This window comes from Streptomyces sp. VTCC 41912 (genome assembly GCF_045799175.1).
Taxonomy (GTDB): Bacteria; Actinomycetota; Actinomycetes; order Streptomycetales; family Streptomycetaceae; genus Streptomyces; species Streptomyces albulus_C.
The window spans coordinates 1-18,456 of sequence record NZ_JBJMAB010000044.1 but is presented as its reverse complement, the minus strand read 5'-3'; the positions used below and the strand labels follow the sequence as shown (position 1 = coordinate 18,456).

Sequence of the window (18,456 nt, the reverse complement as noted above, 5' to 3'; positions counted from 1 at the left end):
GCCCCTCCGCCGGCGGACCGTCCGACGCGCGGCGCCACCCGGCGGAACCTAGCGTGGAGGCATGGCCGGATCCCGAGCGGTGGAGTTGGACGTCGCGGGGCGCGCCGTGCGCGTCTCGAACCCGGACAAGACCTACTACCCCGAGCGGGGTTTCACCAAGTTGGACGTCGCCCAGTACTACCTGGCCGTCGCGGACGGCGTGCTGCGCGGCCTGCGCGACCGGCCGACCACCATGCAGCGCTTCCCGGACGGCGTCGAGGGCGAGTTCTTCTACCAGAAGCGGGCCCCCAAGGGGCTGCCGGACTGGCTGCCCACCGCCCGGATCGCCTTCCCCAGCGGCCGGTTCGCGGACGAGATCTGCCCCACCGAACCCGCCGCCGTCCTCTGGGCGGCCAACCTGGGCTGCCTGACCTTCCACCCCTGGCCGGTCCGCCGCGCGGACACCGAACACCCCGACGAACTCCGGATCGACCTGGACCCGCAGCTCGGCACCGACTTCGCCGACGCCGTCACCGTCGCGCACGAACTGCGCGCCCTGCTGGCCGAGCACGGGCTGCGCGGCTGGCCGAAGACCTCCGGCGGCCGCGGCGTGCACGTCTACGTGCCGATCCGCCCGCGTTGGACGTTCACCGAGGTCAGACGGGCGGCCATCGCGGTGGCCCGGGCGCTGGAGCGGCGGCTGCCACAGCTGGTGACCGCCGCCTGGTGGAAGGAGGAGCGCGGCGCGAAGGTGTTCGTCGACTACAACCAGATGGCCCGCGACCGCACCATCGCCTCGCCCTACTCGCTGCGCGCCCGCCCTCGGGCCACGGTCTCCACCCCGCTGCACTGGGAAGAGCTGGCCGACGTCGTGCCCGAGGACTTCGACCTGCGGACGGTGCCGCCCCGGTTCGCCGAACTCGGCGACGTGCACGCGGACATGGCGGACCACGCCTTCGGCCTGGAGCCCTTGCTGGAACTGGCCGACCGGCAGGCCGCGGACGAGGGTCTGGGCGACCTGCCGTACCCGCCGGACCACCCGAAGATGCCCGGTGAACCGGCCCGGGTCCAGCCGAGCCGGGCCCGCAAGCACTGACCGCACGCCCCCGGTGACCAGCGGATTCCGGCTGGCGGAGGGCCCGCCCGGGCGTCCCGCGGCCGCCTCGATCGGCCCAATTCCGGCGGCCGTTGGAGTGGCCGCGGGCCGCGCCTGCGAGGAACGCCGTGCCGCGAGGTACCCATCACGTTGTCCGATTTCCTGCCAATCAGGAGAAGCGCAATGCGTAAGTTCATAGGGCGTTCCCTGGCCGCCGCGGCGCTGGCCGCCGCGACCGTCGTTCCCGTTGCCGGTATGGCCGAGGCCGCCCCTCAGGGCCAGACCGTTGCGGTGAGCGGTGACCACGGTCGTGGCCACCACGGTCGCGACTTCCGTCACCGCCGGCACGACGAGTGCGGCTTCTTCGGCTTCGGTCGGTTCGGCAACGAGGGCCGTGAAGGCCATCACGGCCGGCAGGGCCACCATGGCCGAGAGGGCTGTGAAGGCCGCGATCTGGGGCTGCTGGGACGCATCCTCCACGGCCTGTTCGGCTGGTGGTTCTGACCGTTAGCAGCCCGGCGGGCCGCCGCAGTTGCGCACTGCGGCGGCCCGCCGTTGCTCGTCCGGCGCCGGTGTCCCGGGGCCGGCGGGGGAGGATCAGGCCGCGGCGACCGACTCCTCGGCGCGGCGGCGGAGTTCCTTCTTGTCCGGCTTGCCCGCGTCGGTCAGCGGCAGCGCGTCGACGAAGGTGATCCGGGCCGGTTCGTACATCGCGCCGCGGACCTCGCGGACCATCGCGCGCAGCTGCTCCGCGTCGACGTCGGCGCCGGGCGTGCGCACCACCGTCGCGTGCACCCGCTCCATCCGGTCGGCGTCGCGGACGCCGTAGACGGCGCTCTGGAGCACCTGCGGGTGCGAGTTCAGCAGGTCCTCCAGCTCGGTGGTGTACACGTGGCCGCCGACCACGACGATCATGTCCTTGAGCCGGTCGACGATGGTCAAGTAGCCCTCGTCGTCGAGGAACCCGACGTCGCCGGTGTGCAGCCAGCCGTCCCGCAGCACCTCGGCGGTGAGCTCCGGCTGCTTCCAGTAGCCCTGCATGATCATGGCGGAGCGGACGCAGACCTCGCCGTGCTCGCCGGGCGGCAGGTCCCGCCCGGACTCGTCACGGATCGCCACCTCGACGTCGGGCAGCACCTTGCCGGCCGAACGCAGCCGGTCGGGGCGGTCCGGGTCGTGGTCCTCGGGCAGCAGCACGCTGATGCCGCCGGCCTCGTTCTGGCCGTAGCCCTGCACGAGGACCGGGCCGAACGTCCGTACCGCGTCGGCCAGTCGGGCCGGTGACGCCTGGCAGCCGCCGTAGGTGACCATGCGCAGGCTGGAGGTGTCGGTCTGCGGCCGGTTGGGGTGGTCCATCAGCTGGTACAGCAGCGGCGGCAGCAGGAACAGGGCGGTGATCCGCTCGCGCTCGATGGCGGCGAGCACCTCCGCGGCGTCGAAGTCGTCGAGCAGGACGACGGCGCCGCCGGACTGGAGCATGGTGTCGGCCATGTACCCGGCCGCGTGGGCGAGGGTGGTGCAGACCAGCTGGCGGTGCTGCACGCCCTCGTGCTCCGGGAGCACGCCCTGGAACCAGCGCACCTGCTGGAAGGTGGTGCAGATGCCCTTGGGGTGGCCGGTGGTGCCGCCGGTGTGGCGGATGGTGCAGATGTCCTCGGGCCGGGCGTCGGAGGCGAACGGCTCGTCGCTCCGGCCGGCCGCGAGCTCCAGCAGGTCGGTGCCCAGCTTGGCCGGTCCGAGTACCAGGACGTCGTCGACGGGTGCCAACTCGACCAGTTCGGCGGCCCGTTCGGCCAGCCGCGGGTCCACGATCAGGGCGCGGGTCTCGACGTCGCGGACGATCGCGGCCTGGGAGTCGGCGGAGAGCTTGTTGTACAGGTGGTTCACCCGGGCGCCGACGAGGTTCGCGGCGTAGCGGGCGGCGACGGTCTCGGGGAGGTTGCCGCTCAGCAGGGTGACGGTGCTGCCGCGGGCGACGCCGCGGTCGCGCAGGGCGCGGGCCATCCGCAGCACGAGGCTGCGGAACTCGCCGCCGGTGACCCGACGGCCCTGGTGGACCAGGACCTCAAGGTCCGGGTCGCGGTTAAGTGCATCGAGGTTCTCCTCCACATACGTGCGGAACGGCTGGTCGGATATGGGCATCGGGGGCTTCCTCCTGACCCCGGCGGCGCATGGGGGTACGCCGGGGGTGCGACAATCTATTATTGGTTGCCTCCAGCAACTAATGTCAGGGTAGTCCCAAGAGATCGACATCTCCAAGTCGGGTGTCCCGGCGCGGGCGTTGTCCGGCCATTGCCGAGTGGATCAATATCGTCAACCGGGTCGCCCGGTCGGGTGAGGGCGGCTCATAATGCTCCCTCCGGTACGGCCACCGCCTGTGCTGGGCCTCGCTCTGCCTGCGGGTCCGTCCGGTGTCGAGGGATGATGGAGGGCAGCGGCAGCACGGCGAGAAACGGCCGTGCACGGAGCGCCACGGCTGTCGGTCAGGAGACCGGCGGAAGGAGTGCCTGGATGGGTGCGACCGACGCGTTCCCGGACAGTGCTGCCCAGGCCGGTGCCGGGCCGGCGCAGCCCGGCGGTCTGCTGGACGTGCTGGGCGTCGCCGCCGTCATGCTCGACGCCAAGGGCCGGATCGCGCTGTGGAGCCCCCAGGCCGAGGAACTCTTCGGCTGGACCGCCGAGGAGGCGCTCGGCCGGTCCGCCGCCCGGCTGCTGGTCCACCCCGAGCACGTCGAACTCGTCCTGCGCCTCTTCGCGCAGGTGATGTCCGGCGGCGAGAGCTGGGCCGGGGTCTTCCCCGTCCGCCACAAGGACGGCAGCACCCGACTGGTCGAATTCCGCAACATGCGGCTCCAGGACGAGCACGGCGCCACCTACGCGCTGGGCATCGCCACCGACCAGGCCGTACTGCGCGAGGTGGAGCGGGACCTGGCGCTGTCGGTGCGGCTGGTGGCCCAGTCGCCCATCGGGCTGGCGGTGCTCGACAGCGACCTGCGGTTCGTGATGGTCAACCCGGCACTGGAGCGGATCAACGACCTGCCGGCCGAGCAGCACCTCGGCCGGCACGTCCGGGAGGCCCTGTCGTTCCTGGAGACCGGCGTCATCGAGGAGCGGATGCGCGAGGTGCTGGCCACCGGCCGGCCACTGCTGGACCAGTTCTCGATCGGCCGCACCGCCGCCCACCCCGACGCCGACCAGGCATGGTCGGTGTCGTACTACCGGCTGGAGGACGCCAACGGGCGGGTACTGGGCCTGGCCACCTCGGTCGTGGACGTCACCGAGCAGCACCGGGCGGCGACCGAGGCGGCCCGGGCCCGCAGGCGCCTCGCGATCATCGCGGACGCCTCGGCGAGCGTCGGCACCACCTTGGACGTGGGCCAGACCGCCCAGGAACTGGCCGACGTCATCGTGCCCGAGCTCGCCGACCTGGCCGCCGTCGACGTCCTCGACGCCGTCCTGGACGGCCGTCGTCCGGCTGTGCCCGGCCGGGGCGGACCGGCCCGGTTCAGGGCCCTGGCGGTGGCCGCGGCCGGCGAGACGCCCGCGGTCCGGGCCGCCGACCCCACCGGGCAGCTCGCCGCCTACGAGACCGAGCGGCTGATCACCCGCTGCGTCACCGAGGCCCGTCCGGTGCTGGTCGCCGAGGTGGGCCCGGACGAGCGGCGGCACATCGCCGCCGACCCGCAGGGTGCCGAGCTGCTGCGGGAGGCCGGGCTGCACTCCTACCTGGCGGTGCCGCTGATCGCCCGCGGCGAGGTGCTGGGTGCGCTCTCGCTGTACCGCACGGACAATCCGGTGCCGTTCGACGAGGACGACGCGGTGCTCGCCGTGGAACTGGCCGCCCGGGCGGCGGTCTGCATCGACAACGCCCGCTCCTACCAGAGTGAGCGGCGCACCGCGCTCACCCTCCAGCGGCACCTGATGAACCACCGGCCGCCGCAGCCCACCACGATGGACATCGCCTACCGCTACCAGCCCGCGCAGGCGGCCAGTGAGGTGGGCGGCGACTGGTACGACGTCATCCCGGTCGCCGGCGACAAGACCGCCCTGGTCGTCGGCGACGTGATGGGCAGCGGCATCAACGCGGCCGCCACCATGGGCCAGTTGCGCACCACCACCCGCGCACTGGCCGACCTCGACCTCGCCCCCGCCGACGTGCTCCACCACCTCGACCACATCGCCGGTGGCCTCGACCCGGCCTTCGCGACCTGCCTCTACGCCGTGCACGACCCGCACCGCGAGGAGTGCCGGATCGCCGTCGCCGGCCACCTGCCGCCCGTCGTGGTGCGCCCCGGCCGGCCGCCGGAACTCCTCGACCTGCCCACCGGCGCCCCGCTCGGCGTCGGCGGGGTCGGTGACATCACCTTCGAGCAGACCACCGTGCCGTTGCGCGCCGGCGATCAGTTGGTGCTCTACACCGACGGGCTGATCGAGACCCGCGACCAGGCCATCGACGCCCGTCTGGACCGTCTCCTGGGGCTGCTCGCCGAGCCCGAGCGGCCGCTGGAGGACCTCTGCGACCGCCTCCTGGACGAGCTGCGGCACGGCAACGACCATGATGACGTGGCGCTGCTGATCGCCCGCGTCCGGGGCCCCGAGGGCTGACGCCCGCGGCCTGGCGGCCCGGTGGGGAAAAGTCGTCGGACCGTGCGGCCGAAGAATCCGCAGCCCGCCGCAGGCCCACGGAATCCGCGTGAACGGCGCCTGTGTGACGTGGATAACCATGTTTGGCGCTCTGACGGCTACGGATTCCGTTGCCATACGGCCTTAATGAACTCTTGACGTGAGTGTCTGACGGAGGTTGTATTCCGGTCACCGAAGCGGCCCCGCAGTGCCTCTGGTGCGACCGCCTTCCGGCACTCCCTCCGACAGTGCCACCCCCTTCCTGCCCTCCAGCACCGATGGGACCCGGATGACCGATATGCCCACCACGCCCGTTGTCACCGCCACCGCAGCGCCGGAAGCCCGGAGCGCGACACCGGCGGACAGCCCCAAACTCACCCGGTCGATCGGTGTGGTCGGCGGCACCCTGCTCACCCTGTCCTGCCTGACCCCGGCGTCCTCGCTCTTCGTGATCGTGCCGGACTCGTTCGCCACGCTCGGCACCGGCACGGCGCTGACCATCGCCATCGCCGCGGTGCTCTGCGTGGGAGTGGCCTTCACCTACTCCGAGTTGGGCACCCTCGTCCCCAGCTCGGGTGGCGAGTACGCGATGGTCGGCACCCTGATGGGCCGGCTCGCCGGTTGGCTGGTTTTCGTGCTCTCGCTGATCGTCGTCATGATCGTGCCGCCCATCATCGCGTTGGGCACCGCCGACTACCTGGCCCCGATCGTGCACCTGGACAAGCAGATGACGGCCGCCGCGGTGATGCTGCTGGCCACCGCCATGGGCCTGCTCGACCTGCGCGCCAACGCCTGGATCACCGGCATCTTCCTGGTCCTGGAAGTGGTGGCCGCCGCGGTCGTGGCCTTCCTCGGCTTCAGCCACACCCACCGCTCCGCCGCCACCCTCGTCCACCCGGTGATGGACGCCGGGCACGGCACCAGCACCGCGGTCACCGGCGGACTGATCGTCACCGGCCTCGCCACCGCGCTCTTCATCCTCCAGGGCTTCTCCACCGCGGTGTACCTCGCGGAGGAGATGGAGAACCCGCGGCGCAACGTCTCCCGCACCGTGCTGTGGACGCTGGGCATCGGCGCCGCCGTGGTCCTCGTCCCGGTCGTCGCCATCACCCTCGGCGCCCCCGACCTCAAGACGCTCGGCGCCGGCGACGTCGCCGGCATGGTGCAGGGCTGGAGCAACTCCGCCATCGGCACCTTCGTCAGCCTCTGCATCGCCCTGGCGATCATCAACGCGGCGATCGTGATGGTGATCCAGAACTCCCGGGTGGTCTTCTCCTCGGCCCGCGACGCCGCCTGGCCGGCCCCGGTCAACCGGATCTTCTCGCACGTCGGCAAGCGCTTCGGCTCACCCTGGGCGGCCACCCTCGCGGTCGGCGTCCCCGGTGCCGCGCTGTGCTTCGCCACCCTCGACACCCTCAACGAGGTCACCGGCGTGGCCGTCGCCGGGATGTACGTCTTCGTCGCCCTGGGCGCGTTGGTCTCCCGCCGCGGCGAGCACAAGAACCGGCTCGCCTGGCGGATGCCGCTGTGGCCGGTGATCCCGGTGCTGATCGTGCTGGTCCTGGCCTGGGTGCTGGCGCAGCAGAGCGCCAAGAGCCTGCTGATCACGGGCGGGTTGATCGTGGTGGCCACCGCCTACTGGGCGCTCTACCTCCGCCCGCGGCAGGACAGCCGCTGGGTGATCTCGGTCCCCGAGGACGAACTGGCCACGGCCACCGGTCCGGACCGCTCCTGAGCGGTCCGCGCCGCCCTCACCGGCCGTTCGACCGGGACAGGGCCAGCGCGTCCAACAGCAGACAGACGTGGTCGACGGCGTCCCGCCCGGCGGGGCCGTCGGCCACGTCCGCGTCGTCCAGCAGACCGGCGGTGGCCCGCAGCAGCGCACTCAGCCCGGCGGTCGCCGGCACCGCCGGCTCCGGTCCCGCGAGGGCGGTACGGATCTGCTCGCCGCTGAGCGGCAGACCCGTCTCCAGGCAGCGGAACAGCGCGACAGCGGCCCGGCGGTCCGCGTCGTTCGGCTGCCACGTGCCGCGCGCGTGGTGGTCGATGAGCACCGCCGCCTCGGCCCGGATCTCCTCTGCTGCAACATGCATCCCACGAACGTCTCATACGCGCCCGACGGCCCCCGGCCCGGCCCCGGGCGCCCACCGGCGGCCCCCGCGCCCCGACGGACTCCCGAGTAAGCGCCGCTGACCAGGGACGTTGCGCGAGGCTCGGACCGCGGCCGGCAGATCCACGGCCGGTCCGCAACCATTCCCGCCTGTGGGAAGAGTTACACGCGGCGGCTCGGGGAGTGCACGACCGTAGCCGGGAAACCCGGCGAAAGGTTTTACTGACGCTGTTGCGCCGCAGGATTTCGGGGTCCGCTGCGCTGCGCTGCACGCGGCTCGCCCACGGTATGCGGGAGGTGTAGAAAGAGGACATGGCCGGACGCTTCGGCCGCCCGCGTTCGGTTCTGAGGATGCGAACCCTCGCTGGTCAGGTCTTTCTCCTGCAAGTGGCGATCGTCGTCTTGCTCGTCGCCGCCGCCATCGCGGCCCTGGTGCTCCAGTCCAGGACCGACTCCGAACGGGAGGCCCGGCACCGTTCGGTCGCCGTGGCCCAAGCCTTCGCGAACGCGCCCGGCACCGCGGCCGCCCTGACGGGCCCCGACCCCAGCGCCGTGCTCCAGCCCCGCGCGGAGGCCGCCCGCAAGGGCTCCCAGGTCGACTTCCTCGTCGTCATGAACACCCAGGGCATCCGCTACACCCACCCGCTCCCCGACCGCATCGGCAAGAAGTTCGTCGGCGACATCGGGCCCGCGCTGGCCGGACGCGTCACCACCGAGAAGGTCAACGGCACCATCGGCCCGCTGGTCCAAGCGGTGGTGCCCGTGGTCGGCCACGACAGCAAGGTCGTCGGGCTGGTCTCCGCCGGCATCACCATCACCAAGGTGAGCGGCGTCGTCAACGACCAGTTCCCGCTGCTGTTCGGCTCCGCGGCCGGGGTGCTGCTGCTCACCACCGGCGGCACCGCCCTGGTCAGCCGCCGCCTGCGGCGCCAGACCCACGGGCTCGGCCCGGAAGAGATGACGCGGATGTACGAGCACCACGACGCGGTGCTGCACGCGGTCCGGGAAGGCGTGGTCATCGTCCGCGGCGACGGGCGGCTGGTGCTCGCCAACGACGAGGCCCGGCGCCTGCTCGACCTGCCGCCGGACGTCGAGGGCCGGCAGGTCGCCGCCATCGGCCTGGACCCGGCCACCGCGGTGCTGCTGGAGTCCGGCCGGGTGGTCACCGACGAGGTGCATCCGGTCGGGGAGCGGCTGCTCGCGGTCAACCAGCGCTCCACCGAACGCGCCGGCGGCCCGCCCGGCAGCGTCACCACGCTCCGCGACACCACCGAACTCCGGGCCCTGACCGGCCGCGCCGACCTCGCCCGCGGACGGCTGAAACTGCTCTACGACGCCGGCACCGAGATCGGCACCACCCTCGACGTGGTGCGCACCTGCGAGGAGCTGGCGCGGTTCGGCGCCGAGCGGTTCAGCGACCTCGTCACCGTCGACCTGGCGGTGTCGGTGCTGAACGGCGAGGAGCCCGAGCCGAACGGACCGGCCGTCGAGATGCGCCGCACGGCGGTCGGCGGCGAGGTGCCCGAGGGATCGCTCTACCCGGTGGGGGAGCCGATGCGGTTCGCCCCCAGCACCGTGCTCGGGAGCCGGCTGCCGGCCGGCGAGCCGGTCCTGGAGGCCGACCTGGCCGGGTTCTCCGGCTGGCAGCGGCAGGACCCCGAACGCGCCCGGCAGATCGTCGCACACGGCATCCACTCGATGATCGCGGTCCCGCTGCGGGCCCGCGGCGTGGTCCTCGGCGTGGTCCTCTTCTGGCGCTCGCACACCCCCGAGGCGTTCGACGAGGAGGACCGCTCCCTCGCCGAGGAACTGGTCGCCCGGGCCGCGGTCAGCATCGACAACGCCCGCCGCTTCACCCGCGAGCACACCATGGCCGTCACCCTCCAGCGCAGTCTGCTGCCGCGCGCCCTGCCCGACCAGAACGCCGTCGAGGCCGCCTTCCGCTACCTGCCGGCGCACGCCGGACTCGGCGGGCTGGGCGGCGTCGGCGGCGACTGGTTCGACATCATCCCGCTGCCCGGCACCCGGGTCGCCCTGGTCGTCGGCGACGTCGTCGGCCACGGCCTGCACGCCGCCGCCACCATGGGCCGGCTGCGCACCGCCGTCCACAACTTCGCCAACCTCGACGTCCCGCCCGACGAACTGCTGTGGCACCTCGACGAGCTGGTCACCCGCATCGACCAGGACGAGGGCGCCGAGGGCACCGGTGACGCCAAGGCCGGCGTCACCGGTGCCACCTGCCTCTACGCCATCTACGACCCGGTCACCGGCGACTGCACGATGGCCCGCGCCGGGCACGTCCAGCCGCTGGTGCTGCGGCCGGACGGCGGCGCGGAGTTCGTCGAGGTGCCCGGCGGACCGCCGCTCGGGCTCGGTGGGATGCCCTTCGACACCTGCCGGGTCCGGCTGCCCGAGGGCAGCCGCCTGGTGCTCTACACCGACGGGCTCGTCGAGCACCGCTCCCGGGCCATCGACGACGGCATGGCCCTGTTGGGCCGCACCCTCGGCGGCCACCCCGAGCAGACGCCGGAGGAGACCTGCGAGGCCGCGCTCGACGCGCTGCTGCCGGACCGCCCGACCGACGACATCGCCCTGCTCGTCGCCCGCACCCGTCGGCTGCCCGCCGGGCGGATCGCCGACTGGGAGGTCCCCGCCGACCCCTCCGCGGTGGCCCAGGTGCGCGCCGCCGCGGTCCGCAAGCTGATCGAATGGGGGCTGGCCGAGGAGGCGTTCACCACGGAGTTGATCCTCAGCGAGCTGGTCACCAACGCGATCCGGTACGCCGCCGGTCCGATCCGGGTCCGGCTGATCCACGACCGTTCGCTGATCTGCGAGGTCGCCGACCACAGCAGCACCTCGCCGCACCTGCGGCACGCCGCCAGCACCGACGAGGGCGGCCGCGGCCTCTTCCTGATCGCGCAGCTGGCCGAGCGGTGGGGCACCCGTTACACCGGCGACGGCAAGGTGATCTGGACGGAGCAGGCGCTGCCCGACCCGGTCCGGACCCCGGCGGCCCCCGACGACGCCGGCCCCTGATCGGGACAACTCCCGGCTGCTAGCCTCATGTTGCGCGAACCGCGCAACTCGGGGCAGTCGGGGGGAGCGGCGGCACGCGGCGAGGAGGGGCGCAGTCACGTGACCAGTGGGGAACGTCCGAGCACCCGCCACCGGCGGGAACGCATGCTGGAACTGCTCGGTGCCGGGGACGGCAGCGTGCACGACCTGGCGGCCGCCTTCGGGGTCTCGCTGTCCACCGTCCGCCGCGACCTCGCCGCGCTCGCCGGGGACGGCCGGATCACCCGCACCTACGGCGGTGCGGTCGACCACCGGGCCGCCGAGCGGTCCTGGCACGACAAGGCCCGGCAGCACCGCACCGAGAAGGGCGCCATCGCCCGGACCGCCGCCGCCCTGGTCCGCAGCGGCGACGTGGTCCTGCTGGACGCCGGCACCACGGTGGCGCGGCTGGCGCACGAACTGCGCGCCCGCACCGACATCACCGTCGTCACCAACGGCCTGTCCACCCTCGTCGAACTGGCCGACGCGGAGGTGGAGGTGGTGGTGCTCGGCGGTCGGCTGCGGCGGCCCAACGAGTCGCTGCTGGGCACCCGCACCGACCAGGCGCTCCGCGGGATCACCCCGGACCTGGCCTTCCTGGGCGTCGACGGCCTGGATCCGCGGCGCGGGGTGAACTGCCCGGACCCGGAGCAGGCCGCGCTGAAGGAGACCATGGCGCGGTGCGCCCGCGCCGCCTGGGTGCTCGCCGACGGCTCCAAGCTCGCCGGCGGCGGGGGCTTCCCCTACTGGGCGGCGGTGCCGCCCGGCACCGGGCTCATCTCGGGCGCCGCGGAGCCCGGTTGCGGGGCGCGCGACGGGGACGACGGGGGTGCCGCACGGCACTTGGCGGCGTTCGCCGCGGCCGGCTGGTCGGTGCTGCCGTGCGGTCGGCCGCCGGCGCCCGAGGACGGCCCCGGCCCGACGCCCGGCTCTTGACAGGCGTCCCGCCGCTCGCCACCCTGCCAGTGCGTGAATCGCGCAACTTCCTTGCGCGGTCCGGTCATTGTGGAGCCGGCGGGAGGGGGAGCCCATGGCCCAGGTGCTCGTCATCGGCGACGACCTCACCGGCAGCAACGCCACCGGCGCCCTGTACGCGCGACGCGGCCTGCGGGCCGTCACCGTCAGCGACCCCACCCACGTGGCCCGCTACGCCCACCGGGTGGACGTCCTCGTCGTCAACACCGCCTCCCGGCACTGGTCCCCGGCCCGCGCCTACGCCGCCGTCCGGGCCGCCGCCGCCACCGCCGGCGACGCGCGGCTGGTCGTCAAGCGGGTGGACACCACCCTGCGCGGCAATCCGGGCAGCGAACTCGACGCGGTGGCCGATGCGTTGGCGGCCCGCGCCCCCGCCGGCCGGCTGCGCGTCCTGGCCGTCCCCGCCTTCCCCGACGCCGGCCGGACCACCGTCGGCGGCCTGCACCTCGTCGACGGGGTGCCGCTGACCCGCACGGCGGTGGCCCGCGACCCGTTCGACCCGGTCCGGCACTCCCGGGTCACCGCCGTGCTGGGCGCCCAGAGCCGTCGCACCTCGGGCGAACTGCCGCTGGACGTGGTCGAGTGCGGCCCCGGTGCGGTGGCCGCCGCGCTCCGGGCGAGCCCGGCCGAGGTGGTGGTCTGCGACGCCACCGACAACGCCCACCTCGAAACGGTCGCCCGGGCCGCCGCGGCACTGGCGGCGCAGGACGGCATCCGCTGGCTGGCCCTGGACTCCGGCCCGTTCGGCGCCGCCCTCGCCACCGAACTCGGCATCCGGCCCGCCGTCGCCCCGGTCCGGGTACTCGCCGTCGTCGGCAGCGTCACCGACCGCACCCGCGACCAACTCGCCCGCACCGAGGCGGCACTCGGCGCCCGCTGGACCGAGCTCGACCCGGACCGCCCCGACGCCGAGCGGGCACTGGACGGGCTGCGCACCGCCGCGGCCGCGGGCGCCACCGTCCTGGGCGTCCGGGTCCGGCCCGCCGCGCCGTGGGCGGTGGCGGCGCCGTCCGGTGCGGACACCGCGGCGGGCATCCTGCGCTGCCTGGCCGACGTCGCCCGGCGCGCGGTGGACGAACTGCGCCCCGGTGGGCTGTACGCCTCGGGCGGCGACGTCGCCGCCGCGGTCACCGCGGCGCTGGGCGCCGACGGCTTCGCCATCGACAGCGAGGTGCTGCCGCTGGCCATCTCCGGACGCCTGGTCGGCGGTCCCCGTGACGGATTGCCCTTCGCCACGAAGGGCGGGCTGATCGGCGGGCCGGACGCGGCCCGCGACTGCCTGGAACACCTGCGCGCGGCCGCCACCCGCACCGCGCTCACCCCGGAAAGGTAACGGTGGACGATGACGGACACGACGGAGACAGCGGAGACAGCGGAGACAGCGGAGACGACGAGATCCGGGCGGCCGCCCGCCGGGCAACTCCCGCTGCTGGCCGTGACGTTGGGCGATCCGGCCGGCATCGGACCGGAGATCACCGCCCGCACCCTCGCCGACCCGGCGAGCGCGGCGCTCGGCCGCGGACTGGCCGTCGGCGACGCCGCCGTGCTGCGCCGCGCCGTGGAACTCTGCGGACTCGACGTCCGGGTGAACCCGGTGGGCGGGCCCGGCGAGGCGCGGTTCGCCCCCGGCACCATCGATGTCTGGGACCTCGACGTCGCCCCCGGTGACCTGCCCTGGGGGCGGGTGAACGCGGTCGCCGGCCGCTCGGCGGTGGCCGCGGTCGAGGCGGCCACCCGGGCCGCGCTGGCCGGCGAGGTCGACGCCGTCGTCACCTCGCCGATCAACAAGGAGGCGATCTGGGCGGCGGGTTCCCGGCACCTGGGGCACACCGAGATGCTCGGCGAGCTGACCGGGGCGGCCCGCGTGGACACCATGTTCGTGGTGCGCGGCCTGAAGATCTTCTTCACCACCCGGCACCTCGCGCTCCGCAAGGCCCTGGACCAGCTCACCGAGGACCGGGTCGCCGCGAGTATCCGCCACGCGGTCACCGCACTGCGGGTCTTCGGCCACGAGGCGCCACGGCTCGCGGTCGCCGCGGTCAACCCGCACGGCGGCGAGGGCGGCCACTTCGGCGACGAGGAGATCACCGTGCTGGGCCCCGCGGTGGCCGGTGCGGTGGCCGACGGACTGGACGTGACCGGACCGGTGCCCGCCGACGCGGTCTTCCACCAGGGGCTCGAAGGCCGCTTCGACGGCGTGCTCTCGCACTTCCACGACCAGGGCCACATCCCCGCCAAGACGGTCGACTTCGCCGGTACCGTCTCGGTCACCGTCGGCCTGCCGATCCTGCGGACCTCCGTCGACCACGGCACCGCCTTCGACCTCGCCGGCAGCGGGCGCGCCTCGCATGCCACCATGGCCGCCGCCTTCCGGGCCGCCGCCGACCTCAGCCGTTGCACGGACCGGATCCGCGCCGCCTACGGGACGGCAGTGGCCCGATGAACGACGCTAGTGGCCCGATGAACGACGCTCCGCGGACCGGCGGCGACCACCCGGCCGCCACCGCACCGGCCGCCACCGCACCGGCCGGCGTGGTGCCGGCCAAGCGCTGGGTCTACGTCATCCCGGTCGCAGCGATCATGTACATGCTGGCGTACCTGGACCGCAACAACGTCTCCGTCGTCCTGCCCTACATGCACGGCGACCTGGACCTCTCCAACGCCGACAAGGGCCTGGCCGGCGGCATCTTCTTCCTCGGCTACGTCTTCCTGCAGATCCCGGCGGCGGTCCTCGCCCAGCGCTGGAGCGCCCGCAAGACCGTGCTGATCCTGATGGTCGCCTGGGGCCTGTCAGCGGCGCTCTCCGGTCTGGTGCAGTCCCGCACCCAGTTCTACGCCGCGCGGTTCGTGCTGGGCTTCTTCGAGGGCGGCGTCTGGCCAGCCGTGCTGATCCTCCTCGCCTCGTGGTTCCCGCTCCGCGAGCGGGCCCGCGCCAACGCCCTGTGGATGGCCTGCCTGCCGCTGTCGTCGGTGCTGATGGCACCGCTCTCCGGCTGGATGCTCGACCACACGAGCTGGCGATGGGTGCTGGTGCTCCAAGGGGTGCCGCCCCTGTTGTGGGCGGCGGTCTGGTGGTTCGCGGTCGCCGACCGCCCCGCCGAGGCCCGCTGGATCTCCCGCGCGGAGGCCGGCCACCTGGCGCGGGAGATCGCCGCCGACGAGGCCGCCAAGCCCGCGGCCGGCGGCGGCTCCTACCTCGCCGCGGTCCGCCAGCGGTCCGTCCTGGTCCTCATCGGCGTCTACTTCTTCTGGATCACCGGCTTCTACGGCTTCAGCCTCTGGCTGCCGGCCGTCATCAAGGAACTCAGGCACGACGGTTCGGCCACCGAGGTCGGGCTGCTGACCGCGGTCCCGTTCACCGTCGCGCTGGTCGTGATGATCGCCAACGCGGCCTGGTCGGACCGCACCGGCCGGCGGCGGCAGGCGGTCGCCGTCCCCCTGGTCGTCGGCATCGTGGCCCTGCTGCTGGGGCAGGTGGTGGACGGGGCGTTGCCGCGCATGCTGCTGCTGTGTCTCACCGCCGCCGCGGTGTACGCGCCCTACGGCCCCTTCTGGGCCATCCCCGGCCAACTCCTGCGCTTCGAGGTGGTGGCCGTGGCGATGGGCCTGATCAACGCGCTGGGCAACCTCGGCGGTTTCGCCGGCCCCTATCTGGTGGGCTGGCTCACCGACGCCACCGGGAGCAGCCTGACCGGTTTCGCGGTGCTCGCCGGCTTCCTCGCGGTCGCCGTCGTCCTGGCGGCGCTCGGGCTGCGGCCAGGGCCCGCCCGGCCGGGTGACGGCTCTCCGGACATTCCGGTACCGGCCGCCAACGCCGTTCCGAGTAAAGGCAGTTGATGTCGGGCGACCGGTCCGTGTGCCGTCCGGCCACGCCTCACGCGATTGGCGGTAAGAAAGGTTTTAATCATATTCGTCAGGGTGATTCCTGAGAGGGTCGATTCAACCCCCTCGATTCCCCTGAGGAGCAGACATGCGCATCCGCGCCGCGATCGCAGCCAGCGCCCTGGCCGCCAGCATCGTCCTGGGCGGGGCGAGCACCGCATCGGCCGGTGGGAAGCACCACCACTACGGCAAGGGGTGGTACGCCGGCTACTCGTTCGACGCGGCCGTCATCAACGGCAACCCGATCTTCCACGACGGCGCCCACAAGGGCCGGTTCAAGCACGGCGGCTGGAAGTGAGCGGCGCGGGCGCTGCCTGACGTCACCGGACGCCGCGCCCGCGGATGCCGGTCGGGACCCACCGCCCTCGGGCGGCCCGGCCGGCATCCGCCGTTGTGCGGCGGCCATGGTGGTGCCGGCCCGCTCAGACGTCGGACGAGGGCTGGTGCGGGGGGATTTCGGGCAGGGCGTGAAGCGCCACGAGGCCGCGCACGAAGCCGTCCCGGTCCGCGGCCGGGAGGTGGGCGAGAAGCCGTTCCTCGCCGCGCTGGATGTCGGCCTGGACGGCGTCCCGCAGCCGTCGGCCCTCGGGGGTGAGCGAGACCAGCCGGACCCGACGGTCCCCGGGGTCGGGGCGGCGGTGGATCAGCCCGCGGGCCTCCAGGTCGTCCAGGACCGGAATGATCCGGGTCTTGTCGGCCCGGATGGCCTCGGCCAGGGCGGCCTGGGTGCGGATCGGGGTCTCGTCGAGGTGCAGCAGCACCGAGTAGGCCCACATCGCCAGCCCGTGCGCGTCGAGGACCGGCCGTTCGGCGTCCACCAGGGCGCGGCACAACGGGACCAGCATCGCGGCCAGGTCGGGACGGTCGGTGGGGCGCCCTCCGGGCGGGGTGTCGCGGGGTGCTGCGTGCTCGGCCATGCACAGGAAAATACCCCTTGACAGATCGTATGCTCAGGCAGATCGTAAGCACATGCATACGAACTTGGCCGGTGCGGACGACGCGCCGGCGCCGGCGGCCCTGGACCGACTACGACGACTCGACGCCCGCGCCGTACGGGACAGCGTGGCGCTGGTGAACCGCCTGGCCCCCGGCGACCTGGCCCGGCCCACGCCCTGCGCCGGCTGGGACCTGGCGGCCCTGCTCGCCCACCTCACGGCCCAGCACCACGGCTTCGCGGCGGCCGCCCTGGGACGCGGCAGGGACCTGACGCACTGGGCGGTCCGTCCGCTCGGCGACGACGCCGGGGTGGCGGCGATGCGCTACCGCCTCGCCGCCGAAGACGTCCTCGCGGCCTTCGCGACGGTGTCGGACCCCGAACGCCCCTTCGCCCTCCCGGAATTCACCACCGACCGCACCTTCCCCGCCGAACAGGCCGTCGGCTTCCACCTCATCGACTACGTCGTCCACAGCTGGGACCTCGCGCGCAGCCTGGACCTCCGGTACGACCCCGACCCCGAACTCCTCGCCGCGGCCCTCCCGATCGCCCGGGCCGTCCCGGACGGCGCGACCCGGCTCGCACCCGGCAGCTCGTTCCGCCCCGGGCTCCCGGCAGAGGCGGACGCCGGGGCACTGGACCGGATCCTGGCCATGCTGGGCCGCTCCCCGGAATGGCGGGCGCCGGCATGATGCGGACCTCGTGGATCGCCGGCCCGGACGACGCCCGGCCCGGACCCGCCCTCGTCAGCGTCACCGACCTGCGGCTGCACCGCCTCGCGGACCTACCCGGCGTGTACCGCGCGGCGCGCCGCCTGGCAGCCGACTGGCCCGACCTGGACGGCGCGCACGGCATGTGGCTCTGGGCCCGCCCCTGGCAACGCCGCTGCGGCGCGGTCGCGATCTGGCGCGACCACACCGCCCTGACCGGCTTCCTGGGCACCCCGGCGCACGTGTCCGTCATGCGGCGCTACCGCGGGCGCGGCACCGTCACCTCGTCCGCCTGGGAGGTGACGAACGGCGCGCCGGACGAGGTGTGGTCCCGTGCGGCGGTCGCTTTGCGGGCTCACTGACTTCGGCTGGTCAGGGTGACGTTGGGATGTCGAGGGCGAGGCCGGTGCCCGTTATGAAGCCGTCGAGGGTGTCGGGCTGGTACTGGAGGCGTTTGAGTCGGTTGCGGACGAGGGCTTCGAGTCGGTCCAGGGCCATGACGGCGAGGTTGGCCAGGCTACGTTTGACGTGGGCCCATACCCATTCGACGGGGTTCAGGTCGGGTGAGTAGGCGGGCAGCAGGAATACCGTCAGCCAGTCACGCTCGGCCACGAGGTCGTGCATCCTGCGGGAGACGTGGGTGTTCAGCCGGTCCCACACGAGCACGATCGGGGCCTTGACCAGCTGGTGGACTCCGTCGATCAGCGCGATGAAGTCTCGCTTGCCCATGCTGCGACGTGCGCTCTTGCCGGCGGGGTGGGTCCGTAGGCGGTGACACAGGCGGGTCCGGGAACCCGGCCGCATCGCGATCAGCCCGGCCACCGACAGTCGTCCCGAACGCCGGCCGCTGACGGTGACGACCGGAGTCACTCCGCGCCGGCCCCGTCGGTGATCTTCTTGACGGCCTTGGGATACTTCGCGCCGTAGAGCTTGGCGAACGTCTTGATCGCCTGTGCCGCGTGGTCGCGGTCGTCGGCGTTGTGGATGTCCTGGACGGCCTTCTTCGCGCCGGGCTGACCGCCTTCTCGTCGCGTTCGTAGGCCCGGCGCGTGGGGATCTGCCGCGACCAGCGGTGTCGCTTCAGCAGCCGCCA

General features: G+C 73.4%; 16 protein-coding genes. 12 read left to right on the top strand and 4 right to left on the bottom strand.

Features of this window, described 5'->3' with window-relative positions; genetic code table 11:
- The first annotated feature begins 61 nt into the window (after positions 1–61).
- Both ligD and ACJ6WD_RS35975 read left to right on the top strand, forming a co-directional pair.
- On the top strand, positions 62–1,075 hold the full coding sequence (gene ligD / locus ACJ6WD_RS35980; RefSeq protein ID WP_407617343.1) for a non-homologous end-joining DNA ligase: 1,014 nt from the start codon (positions 62–64) through the stop codon (positions 1,073–1,075).
- A 183-nt stretch (positions 1,076–1,258) separates the two neighbouring features.
- Positions 1,259–1,579, top strand: coding sequence for a hypothetical protein (locus tag ACJ6WD_RS35975; protein WP_016578713.1), 321 nt, complete (start codon positions 1,259–1,261; stop codon positions 1,577–1,579).
- Positions 1,580–1,672: 93 nt separating this feature from the next.
- Here ACJ6WD_RS35975 and ACJ6WD_RS35970 read toward each other — a convergent pair whose 3' ends face one another.
- Positions 1,673–3,217 (bottom strand): AMP-binding protein, encoded by a 1,545-nt coding sequence (locus ACJ6WD_RS35970; RefSeq protein ID WP_233661043.1) that lies wholly within the window; start codon positions 3,215–3,217, stop codon positions 1,673–1,675.
- Positions 3,218–3,586: 369 nt separating this feature from the next.
- Here ACJ6WD_RS35970 and ACJ6WD_RS35965 point away from each other — a divergent pair, with 369 nt between their 5' ends.
- Positions 3,587–5,680 (top strand): SpoIIE family protein phosphatase, encoded by a 2,094-nt coding sequence (locus ACJ6WD_RS35965; protein WP_407617342.1) that lies wholly within the window; start codon positions 3,587–3,589, stop codon positions 5,678–5,680.
- Between the two features lie 307 nt (positions 5,681–5,987).
- The gene (locus ACJ6WD_RS35960; protein ID WP_407617341.1) at positions 5,988–7,433 is read left to right on the top strand and encodes an APC family permease; all 1,446 of its coding nucleotides are present in this window, start codon (positions 5,988–5,990) and stop codon (positions 7,431–7,433) included.
- Between the two features lie 16 nt (positions 7,434–7,449).
- On the opposite strand, the gene ACJ6WD_RS35955 is transcribed toward ACJ6WD_RS35960, so the two are convergent.
- Positions 7,450–7,791, bottom strand: coding sequence for a hypothetical protein (locus ACJ6WD_RS35955; protein ID WP_233661045.1), 342 nt, complete (start codon positions 7,789–7,791; stop codon positions 7,450–7,452).
- Between the two features lie 329 nt (positions 7,792–8,120).
- Between ACJ6WD_RS35955 and ACJ6WD_RS35950 the strand changes: the two genes are divergently transcribed.
- The 6 genes from ACJ6WD_RS35950 to ACJ6WD_RS35925 all read left to right on the top strand — a co-directional run bounded on the left by ACJ6WD_RS35950 (position 8,121) and on the right by ACJ6WD_RS35925 (position 16,017).
- Positions 8,121–10,844, top strand: coding sequence for a SpoIIE family protein phosphatase (locus ACJ6WD_RS35950; protein ID WP_233661046.1), 2,724 nt, complete (start codon positions 8,121–8,123; stop codon positions 10,842–10,844).
- A 99-nt stretch (positions 10,845–10,943) separates the two neighbouring features.
- A complete protein-coding gene (locus ACJ6WD_RS35945; RefSeq protein WP_233661047.1) occupies positions 10,944–11,798 on the top strand; it encodes a DeoR/GlpR family DNA-binding transcription regulator in 855 nt (284 codons plus the stop codon).
- A 94-nt stretch (positions 11,799–11,892) separates the two neighbouring features.
- Positions 11,893–13,170, top strand: a complete 1,278-nt coding sequence (locus tag ACJ6WD_RS35940) for a four-carbon acid sugar kinase family protein (RefSeq protein WP_233661048.1) — start codon at positions 11,893–11,895, stop codon at positions 13,168–13,170.
- A 9-nt stretch (positions 13,171–13,179) separates the two neighbouring features.
- A complete protein-coding gene (gene pdxA / locus ACJ6WD_RS35935; protein ID WP_407617340.1) occupies positions 13,180–14,280 on the top strand; it encodes a 4-hydroxythreonine-4-phosphate dehydrogenase PdxA in 1,101 nt (366 codons plus the stop codon).
- Positions 14,277–15,674: an MFS transporter gene (locus ACJ6WD_RS35930; RefSeq protein ID WP_407617339.1), complete on the top strand. Its 1,398-nt coding sequence runs from the start codon at positions 14,277–14,279 to the stop codon at positions 15,672–15,674. Before pdxA ends, ACJ6WD_RS35930 begins: the two co-directional genes overlap by 4 nt.
- Positions 15,675–15,807: 133 nt before the next feature.
- The gene (locus tag ACJ6WD_RS35925; RefSeq protein WP_016578117.1) at positions 15,808–16,017 is read left to right on the top strand and encodes a hypothetical protein; all 210 of its coding nucleotides are present in this window, start codon (positions 15,808–15,810) and stop codon (positions 16,015–16,017) included.
- 124 nt (positions 16,018–16,141) lie between these two features.
- On the opposite strand, the gene ACJ6WD_RS35920 is transcribed toward ACJ6WD_RS35925, so the two are convergent.
- Complete coding sequence (locus ACJ6WD_RS35920) at positions 16,142–16,636, bottom strand: MarR family winged helix-turn-helix transcriptional regulator (protein WP_016578118.1); 495 nt, start codon at positions 16,634–16,636, stop codon at positions 16,142–16,144.
- 52 nt (positions 16,637–16,688) lie between these two features.
- Here ACJ6WD_RS35920 and ACJ6WD_RS35915 point away from each other — a divergent pair, with 52 nt between their 5' ends.
- Together ACJ6WD_RS35915 and ACJ6WD_RS35910 are read left to right on the top strand one after the other, a co-directional pair.
- The gene (locus tag ACJ6WD_RS35915) at positions 16,689–17,345 is read left to right on the top strand and encodes a TIGR03086 family metal-binding protein (RefSeq protein WP_407617338.1); all 657 of its coding nucleotides are present in this window, start codon (positions 16,689–16,691) and stop codon (positions 17,343–17,345) included.
- On the top strand, positions 17,342–17,725 hold the full coding sequence (locus tag ACJ6WD_RS35910) for a hypothetical protein (protein WP_376557544.1): 384 nt from the start codon (positions 17,342–17,344) through the stop codon (positions 17,723–17,725). The genes ACJ6WD_RS35915 and ACJ6WD_RS35910 overlap by 4 nt, the downstream gene beginning before the upstream one ends.
- 10 nt (positions 17,726–17,735) lie before the next feature.
- Here ACJ6WD_RS35910 and ACJ6WD_RS35905 read toward each other — a convergent pair whose 3' ends face one another.
- Complete coding sequence (locus ACJ6WD_RS35905) at positions 17,736–18,167, bottom strand: transposase (RefSeq protein WP_407617356.1); 432 nt, start codon at positions 18,165–18,167, stop codon at positions 17,736–17,738.
- Positions 18,168–18,456 lie beyond the last annotated feature (289 nt).